This window comes from Vibrio sp. 1249-1 (assembly GCF_033340495.1).
Window position 1 is genome coordinate 1 of sequence record NZ_JAWOWJ010000033.1, and the last position, 7,712, is coordinate 7,712.

The following is a 7,712-nucleotide window of genomic DNA, read 5'->3' on the forward strand; positions in this document are numbered from 1 at the left end:
AGCGTTGGGGCACGTCAGCCCAGTTGAGTACGAAAGTATGTAGTTATGTACTGTCTACTTTTTGTGGGGTACACCAGAGCTTTCAACGATAAAGAGTCTGGAGAGTATTTTGTTTGTAGCTCGTCAAGCTGAATTAGGTGACTATGAATTCCTATTCGAGCTTAAGAAAGCGGCTGAGTATGAACCAATTAATACGGTTTTCGGTTGGGATGAATGTGTTTAACGGGATATCCATCGACAAGAGTGGGAAGATGGTAAGCCTAAAATTATTGAAATAAATGGTGAATCTATCGGTAGTTACTTGGTACAAGAACATTCCGATTACTTATATTTTGGACGCTTTTTCTTACTGCCGCAGTTTCAAGGGAAAGGCTTAGGCAGCAAAATTTTAAAAGGTGTTGTTGAACTAGCGCATGAAAAGTCCTTGCCTATAAAGCTTTGTTATTTACAAGGCAATCGGGTAGGTCAGTTGTATTCAAGGTTTGGTTTTCAAGTAGTATGTCAAGACAAGCAGTTCGTGCATATGATTAAACCACGCTCATAACAAAGCGTTCAAGAGGGACAGTCAACGCGTGGTGAGTTTGGCTCAAGTCTTGGTATTTGTGTTTACGGTGTTAAATTGAAGTTTGGTGGTGGCGCGTTGCTGCCCCTTAACGCGGCGTTATGCCACCCAACTACAAAGGGCAGCATTTGATTAAATGAATCTGACAATATAGCGTTCTCCATCTTTATCTATTTCATAAAATTTAGAGCCTGACTCTTGAGCCTGTTTCAGTAAAGTGTACATTTTTATTGCTTGTTCGAAAGATTCAGTTAAGCCTTTATCTTTCATCTCTTGATAAACATCAATCGCCTTTTCAAGAGTCGGTAAAGCGTCATTAAACTTAGTTGTTCCAGCTAGTTTAAGAATTTTATCTTCAAGTTCAGTCGTGATTCTAACTCGACGATCTGCTTTAGATAATTTCATTAATGCCCCTTAAAGAGTCGATGTTGATTTTACCCAACACCGACAGTCTTAATTATTTTTTATAAAAACATGCCCACAATAAGGCTTAGCATCAAAGAAAAGATTGCTCCAGTGATAATGTTAGGCCAACAGATCTTGTCCTTCCAACGCATCACTTTCTTTTTTGCCATGGGGTATTCAACTTCTTTAGTTGCATTGACAGCGTAATCGAACTGCTGATTTAACATTTCTGTATCCTCATTAGTTAGTTTCTCGATTTTTACTTCGCAATTAATAAAGTTAAAAGTTTTCATTGTCATGAGCCATTTCCTTAAGGAATAGGCCATTGCTTCTCATCTACATTAGGAATGATGTATGTAGGTCTCGGCCACAACAAGATGAGAAACTTTCCATACATATCATCATCTTATTTCTCTATGCATGTTCATGACTCCTTAATTGTTAGGTTATACGTTTTGTATAACTGGTGAATGGTAAAACTAAATCAATAAGTGACTTAGTTCATGGTTAATGGTAGGGACAAAATGGGGACAAGTAAAGCATTATTTGTCCATCAGGTGGCATAACAAACAATTTAAGAGGGATTCTCAACGCTTGGCATTTGGGGTTCTACTTCAAATTTAGTGTTTAAGGTACAATGCTTTAGGCTGGGTGGAGGCGTTGTTCACCCCTTAATTGGGCGTTATGCAACAGTATGGGGAGTAGCTTTGAAAGTCGGAATTGAAACAGTTAACGATCTTAGAGATAAACTGAAGTACGAGCGTGAGAGAGTCATAGATACTCAGCACCCTTACGACTTTTTTAACTTCGTTGTAACGGCATGGCATCTACACCACGACTGGATGAAAGAAGACAAAGAAAATAGGCCAAAGCTATTTCATAAAAAAATAAATTTGTCCCCTCAACCTATCAAAGAGTTAATAAAGGCTATTCGTGACTTGGCTAATGGCTCAAAGCATTTTCGTCTAGATGGAAAAAATGAGAAAAAGAAAGTGGTCTTGTCAGTGCACCAGCCTGAAGTAAGGGATTATTATAGTTACTTCTTTGGCGCTCAAAGAGGAGTTTCACTAGAGGGAGCATATTATTCGATTGGCGATATAGTTTGTATTGTTGATGAATATTTTGATTGGTTATTTGACGATAATGTTCCAGAAAGTGACTTTCCAGTTAAGCTGTTGAATTATCTTACTTCTAGAGTGTAGGGCAATGTTGCATAACAAAGCGTTTAAGGGGGACTCTCAACGCTTGGCAGTTTTGGTTCAGAGTTTAGCTTTTGTGTTTATGGCACAATAGTTTAAGTTAGGTGGTATCGCGTTGTTCACCCCTTAACGCGGCGTTATGTTTTCTTTGATTCTCAATGACTAAAATGATTTCGGGGCTCTGATTCTTTGGTCTCTTTGGCGGTTTGATCGAGTAGCCTCAGCAACTCCGCTTTGTCTGTTCAAATTCTAGAATTCCTCTACCGACTTCGTTCTTCAAGATTCGTGGGTTGCTTCAATTCGAAGTCGCGCCTCCGTGTTGATAGTCTGTCTGGCGTAAAGTCGCTGTTAGTGTATTTGCCAATCAGCCTATTGGCTTGGCAGTTCTCTCGGCAATTTGCCATTGTTCTGCGCTGTGGTTTGAAAGAGAGGGCGCTTGTTAAAAGTTGGTCGGGTTGCCTCATTGGAAAGGGAAGCGCAATTACGCGCTTTGTATTTGGTGCATTTGGTGGCCAAGCGAGTTTGAGTGTGTGACTAACATCTTAGAACATGGTCAATAAAGCAGTTCATTGCCAAATAAATCAGTCGGTTGTGGTAAAACATAACAAACGCTTCAAGACGGATTCGCAACGCATGGCGGTTTTGGCTTGATTCTGCTTTTGTGTTTACGGTGCAATAATTTAATGTCGTGGTAGCGTTGCTCACCACTTAAGCGGGCGTTAGCAATATAAGAGGAAACCGATATGTCAGGAATCACAGACCTAGACGAATTATTGCGTTCGATGAGTCCAAAACTAATGGAATCAGAGTTCGTATTTTGTACAGTTTCTGGTGTGCTAGCAGACTATGTTGACCTAAATCCAGTTGCCACGTTTATTGAATCTGAGGGTTTTACTTTGGTTCTAGAGAAATCAGCGGCAGAAAAGGCAGGTTTGTCGTTTGATGGTACATATAGTCAAATAACTCTGACGGTGCACTCCAGTTTGGAAGCTGTAGGTCTTACAGCAGCAGTGGCTAGTAAGTTAGCATCAAAGGGTATTAGTGCTAATGTCATTGCAGCGTATTATCACGACCATATCTTTGTTCAAAGCGGTAAAGCTGAAGCGGCAGTTTCAGCATTAGAAGAGTTCAGTGCATAGGGTTAAGCCATATTGCTAACAAAGCATTTAAGACGGATTCCCAACGCTCGGCATTTTTGGTTTACTTTGAATTTAGTGTTTACGATACAATACTTTAAGTGCGGTGGTCTGCGTTGCTCACCACTTAATGCGGCGTTAGTTGCCAACGAGGAAAACGCAGCTCAAGCAGGATGTTTGGAGTTAAAATCAGTGTGTTTTTGGTGGGGTTTTGTACTTCAATTTTGAATCGTTCGGGTTCGTGAAAATCGTTCTCAGGTTTCTTTTGAGGTTGGATTTTCTGTTTCAGAAACCGAATCACAGGTTGAGAGTCAGCTCTGTGACATTGTCTTTTCAAATGAGCGTTTTGGGGTTGTTAATCCGTTTTCTACGGCGCCGTTTGTTCCAAGTGGTTTCAGTGAGAGACGCTTTAAAACTACGCCTGATTTGAGTTTTTCAAAACACGTAAAATTAGTGTTGGCAAAGTGGCAATCAACTTCAACTCAAAGCTTTAAGTTTGGCAACTAACAAAGCATTTAAGAGGGATTCACAACGCTTGGCAATTTTGGTTTGAACCAGCTTTAGTGTTTACGGCACAATGGTTTAATTCGGATGGAATGCGTTGTTCACCCCTTAATGCGGCGTTATGTGAATGGAGGTCAAAATGTCTTCTGTGCCAAGAAATAAGGATGAATTGGAGTTGGCTATAAACTCAATATTTCCGAAACTCATGGCTGACTATCGTTCAATTCCGGAAAGCAAAGCTCGCAAACCTGGAGTAGAGGGAAACGTCAAAGGTACAGTCATTAGTGTCAGTGATACAGTGGCTTACTTGATCGGTTGGGGAAAACTCGTTCTTAAATGGAATCACTTAAGATCTCAAAACCAACATGTTGATTTCCCGGAAACTGGTTATAAATGGAACCAATTAGGCTCACTCGCTGAAAGCTTCCACGAAGAGTACTGTGAGTGGAAATATGATGATTTACTCATTGAGCTTGAGTCTACAGTTAACGAGATACTTTTACTCATTTCAAGCTTAAGTGACCATGATTTGTATGGTGTTGCGTGGTATGAACAATGGACTTTGGGGCGCATGATTCAGTTTAATACATCATCACCTATGAAAAATATGCGTACAAAAGTTAGGCGTTTCAATCGAGAATTCACATAACAAACTGTTTAAGAGTGATTCGCAACGCTTGGTTTTTTTGCTATGCGTTGCGTTTAGTGTTTAGGGTGGTCTGCGGTAGCATCGGTATTACGTTGCTCACACCTTAACAGGGCGTTAGGGCTCATAGGATGATTCGGTGTAAATGAATGAAATGATAGAAAAGTTGGGCTTCGTTTTACTAGGAGCTCTCATGACGGGCATTGGTTATTTTATAAAGCGAAAAATCGAATCAAAACCTGAATTAGAAATTTTGGATAAGCATCAAAAAGTTCTAGATATACATAAAAAAATGAGTGAGCAAGGTTTAGATATCTCAGGCTTAAACCAGTTTGCTTCTATGCTCACAGAAAAAAGTAGTGCGGTGCAGAGTCATGTTTTAGATTTAAACACTAAATCGGTTTCTCATATGCAGACGAGTAGCACTGAGCATATTACTCAAACTGAAATGAACCAAATGGCTTCGGATAGTTATAATCGTTCATTAGTTAAAATGAACGAGGTTTACGCTCAATTAATGAGTAAGCTAGATAGTGACCGTACCGAAGCATACGGGTCTGCACAGGTAAAGTGGAACGAGTATATCGAAGCCCATGCGAGATCAGTAGCTGATATGTACAAAGGAGGCTCTCTATACCCATTGATATATTACTCGGAACTCGAAACTTTAGTTTTTGAACGAACTGCTCGCTTGCAGAGTGAGCTAGACGAACTAGTATCGCTGGGTAACTGAGCCCTAACAAACTGTTTAAGAGTGATTCGCAACGCGTGGCATTTTTACTATGCGTTGGTTTTAGTGTTTAAGGTGGTATGCGGAAGCATCGGTATTGCGTTGCTCACACCTTAACAGGGCGTTAGCTTACTCTCTAAAAAATCAGAATCTTATAGCAAATGTTTAGCACCGAACTAAATCGAGATATCGTGCTCTGGCAATGTTTTATCTTGTACTCGTTTTGTTCTTAACTAAGCTGTATCGGTTACCGGTTACCGGTTATCGGTTTGATATCAAGGTGGTGCAAATTCAAGCATCGCCTCGTTAGGTGTAAGTGACAAAGTCCTCGCGTGAAATCCGCAACTCAAATGTCAGCTTTTGTGTGTGAAGTTCCGTGAGCCTCCACGCTTGGCGGTTTTGGTTTAGTTCAAGGTAATTCAAAGCTCAAACCTGTAAATTCGGCTCAGTGGTATGTCTCAAGTTCATACTTCATGGCGTAGTAGGGGCAGTTTTTTGGTATACAATGGCTTTCATGAAATAAGCTAACAAGGCGTTCAAGAGGGACAGTCAACGCGTGGTGAATTTGTCTCAAATATGGCCTCGGTGTTTACGGTGGTAAATTGAAGTTTGGTGGTAGTGCGTTGCTGCCCCTTAACGCGGCGTTAGTACGGGGGTGGCATCAACGGTAAAAATTTCGGTGTTTATCAGTTCCGGTTTCCAGCTTTTCACTGGATCAAATGTGCCTTTCACGTTCTTTCCGGTGGCACTATGTGCGGAGTGTTCGCGTCGATTTCACCGTTTACGGTTTCTCACTTTTTGGCTATTTCGTTGGCGCGGTTTCTTTTGTGTTGTTGGCTTTTTAGCCTTCAATTCTGTACTTTGGTGTGGTTGTCAAAGTTCGGTGACCGAATCCTTTGCTAATTTGAAACTGGTCAAAATAGGGGAGTTTGCGTGTTTTTCTTCTAGCCAACTTACGTTTTGAGGTTGAGTTCTAGTTTAGCAGTTGTCCCTTTAGCTTCAGCGTTTTAAGCCAACAGTTTCGTACTATATTTCAATGTCTTGGTGCAAACCAAAAGGTTTAGGAACAGCGTACTAACAAACAATTTAAGAGTGATTCGGCACGCGTGGCATTTTTACTATGCGTTAGTTTTAGTGATTAAGGTGGTATGCGGTAGCATCGCATTGCGTGCCTCACACCTTAATTGGGCGTTATGCCTCACAAGGAAAAGGAACTTTCGATGTTTAAACTCGAGACTAAGCGTCTGATTATTAGGGATATGACTCTGAACGATGAAGATGCTTTTGTTGCTATGTCTCAGGATGCTAAATATCAGCGTTTCTATGACGAAAGCGATTGTGACCCTAATAAATACCGAGAGTTAACAAGCTTGTTTATCGCTCAGGCTTCTGAGAAGCCAAGAAGATCATACCAATTAGCTGTCGAGTGTAAGGTGTCAGGTGAGTTCGTTGGGACTGTTTGTTTACGGCTAGAGGACAATCAGCAGGCTTCGATGGGGTGTGCATTTTCGAGAGCCTCTCAAGGTAATAAGTTAAGTCATGAAGCCGCCTTGGCTCTGGCAGATTTTGGGTTCTCGGAGTTGGGAGTTCACCGCATTTATGCGGAGACAATCAGTAAAAACCTGCCAGCTATTAAGCTCTGTAAGTCTCTGGGTATGCGCCAAGAAGCACATTTTATGGAGCATCGTTTTTTCAAAGGACAGTGGTGGGATACAGTTGTTTTGGCAGTCCTTCGAGCCGAGTGGGGCAAGGCATAACAATCTGTTTAAGAGTGATTCGCAACGCTTGGCATTTTTGCTATGCGTTGCGTTTAGTGTTTAAGGTGGTATGCGGGAGCATCGGTATTGCGTTGCTCACACCTTAACAGGGCGTTATAAGCTATCCGTAATTGTAGGTTTGGAGAGTTAGGTGTACGAAACCCGTAAAGCTGAAAATAGTAACTATGAGTTCCTATTCGAACTTAAGAAATCAGCAGAATTTGAACCAATCAAAGCTGTATTTGGTTGGGACGAAAGTGTTCAAAGAGAAATTCATCACAATGAGTGGGTCGAAGAAAAGCCAACCATCATCGAAGTCGATGGAGTCGCCGTAGGCAGTTACTTGGTGCAGTACCATTCTGAGAATCTGTACTTTGGTCGCTTTTTCCTATTACCAGAACATCAGGGTAAAGGAATTGGTAGCCAAGTATTAAAAGCTGTCATTGAGCTTGCTGAACAAAAGTCGTTACCGATAAAGCTTTGCTACTTACAAGGAAACCGAGTAGGGCAACTTTACAAAAGGTTTGGCTTTGAGGTTACAGGGCAGGACGAACAGTTCGTGCATATGCTCAAACCACGCTTATAACAAACTGTTTAAGAGTGATTCGCAACGCGTGGCATTTTAACTATGCGTTGCGTTTAGTGTTTAAGGTGGTATGCGGCGGCTTCGGTATTGCGTTACTCACACCTTAACAGGGCGTTAGCACTGGGTTGGGATCAAAGGTCAAACGTCTTGATGTTTATTGGTTTCTTTTCCCAAATTTACACCTGAC

General features: G+C 41.3%; 8 protein-coding genes and 1 pseudogene. 7 read left to right on the forward strand and 2 right to left on the reverse strand.

Annotation, left to right across the window (positions count from 1 at the left end; all coding sequences use genetic code 11):
- Nucleotides 1-106: 106 nt before the first annotated feature.
- Nucleotides 107-544: pseudogene (locus R7Z50_RS23755) on the forward strand (GNAT family N-acetyltransferase).
- Nucleotides 545-694: 150 nt separating this feature from the next.
- On the opposite strand, the gene R7Z50_RS23760 reads toward R7Z50_RS23755, so the two are convergent.
- On the reverse strand, nucleotides 695-967 hold the full coding sequence (locus R7Z50_RS23760; RefSeq protein WP_225478281.1) for a hypothetical protein: 273 nt from the start codon (nucleotides 965-967) through the stop codon (nucleotides 695-697).
- Between the two features lie 59 nt (nucleotides 968-1,026).
- The gene (locus R7Z50_RS23765; RefSeq protein WP_225478280.1) at nucleotides 1,027-1,266 is read right to left on the reverse strand and encodes a hypothetical protein; all 240 of its coding nucleotides are present in this window, start codon (nucleotides 1,264-1,266) and stop codon (nucleotides 1,027-1,029) included.
- Nucleotides 1,267-1,674: 408 nt separating this feature from the next.
- Between R7Z50_RS23765 and R7Z50_RS23770 the strand changes: the two genes are divergently transcribed.
- From R7Z50_RS23770 to R7Z50_RS23795, 6 genes are all read left to right on the forward strand, one after another.
- Nucleotides 1,675-2,169, forward strand: coding sequence for a hypothetical protein (locus tag R7Z50_RS23770; RefSeq protein ID WP_225478279.1), 495 nt, complete (start codon nucleotides 1,675-1,677; stop codon nucleotides 2,167-2,169).
- 740 nt (nucleotides 2,170-2,909) lie between these two features.
- Nucleotides 2,910-3,305, forward strand: a complete 396-nt coding sequence (locus R7Z50_RS23775; protein ID WP_225478278.1) for an ACT domain-containing protein — start codon at nucleotides 2,910-2,912, stop codon at nucleotides 3,303-3,305.
- A 640-nt stretch (nucleotides 3,306-3,945) separates the two neighbouring features.
- Complete coding sequence (locus tag R7Z50_RS23780) at nucleotides 3,946-4,455, forward strand: ClbS/DfsB family four-helix bundle protein (RefSeq protein ID WP_225478277.1); 510 nt, start codon at nucleotides 3,946-3,948, stop codon at nucleotides 4,453-4,455.
- 190 nt (nucleotides 4,456-4,645) lie between these two features.
- A complete protein-coding gene (locus R7Z50_RS23785; RefSeq protein WP_225478275.1) occupies nucleotides 4,646-5,185 on the forward strand; it encodes a lysozyme inhibitor LprI family protein in 540 nt (179 codons plus the stop codon).
- Between the two features lie 1,217 nt (nucleotides 5,186-6,402).
- Nucleotides 6,403-6,939, forward strand: coding sequence for a GNAT family N-acetyltransferase (locus R7Z50_RS23790; protein ID WP_225478274.1), 537 nt, complete (start codon nucleotides 6,403-6,405; stop codon nucleotides 6,937-6,939).
- A gap of 151 nt (nucleotides 6,940-7,090) precedes the next feature.
- Entirely contained in the window at nucleotides 7,091-7,525 is a 435-nt protein-coding gene (locus tag R7Z50_RS23795) for a GNAT family N-acetyltransferase (RefSeq protein WP_318136417.1), read from the forward strand.
- The last annotated feature ends 187 nt before the right edge of the window (nucleotides 7,526-7,712 follow it).

Bases quoted from the DNA above. Each gene is read 5' to 3' on its own strand.
- R7Z50_RS23760 (WP_225478281.1), bottom strand. From the start codon at position 967: ATGAAATTATCTAAAGCAGATCGTCGAGTTAGAATCACGACTGAACTT.
- R7Z50_RS23780 (WP_225478277.1), top strand. From the start codon at position 3,946: ATGTCTTCTGTGCCAAGAAATAAGGATGAATTGGAGTTGGCTATAAAC.
- R7Z50_RS23790 (WP_225478274.1), top strand. From the start codon at position 6,403: ATGTTTAAACTCGAGACTAAGCGTCTGATTATTAGGGATATGACTCTG.
- R7Z50_RS23765 (WP_225478280.1), bottom strand. From the start codon at position 1,266: ATGACAATGAAAACTTTTAACTTTATTAATTGCGAAGTAAAAATCGAG.
- R7Z50_RS23775 (WP_225478278.1), top strand. From the start codon at position 2,910: ATGTCAGGAATCACAGACCTAGACGAATTATTGCGTTCGATGAGTCCA.
- R7Z50_RS23785 (WP_225478275.1), top strand. From the start codon at position 4,646: ATGACGGGCATTGGTTATTTTATAAAGCGAAAAATCGAATCAAAACCT.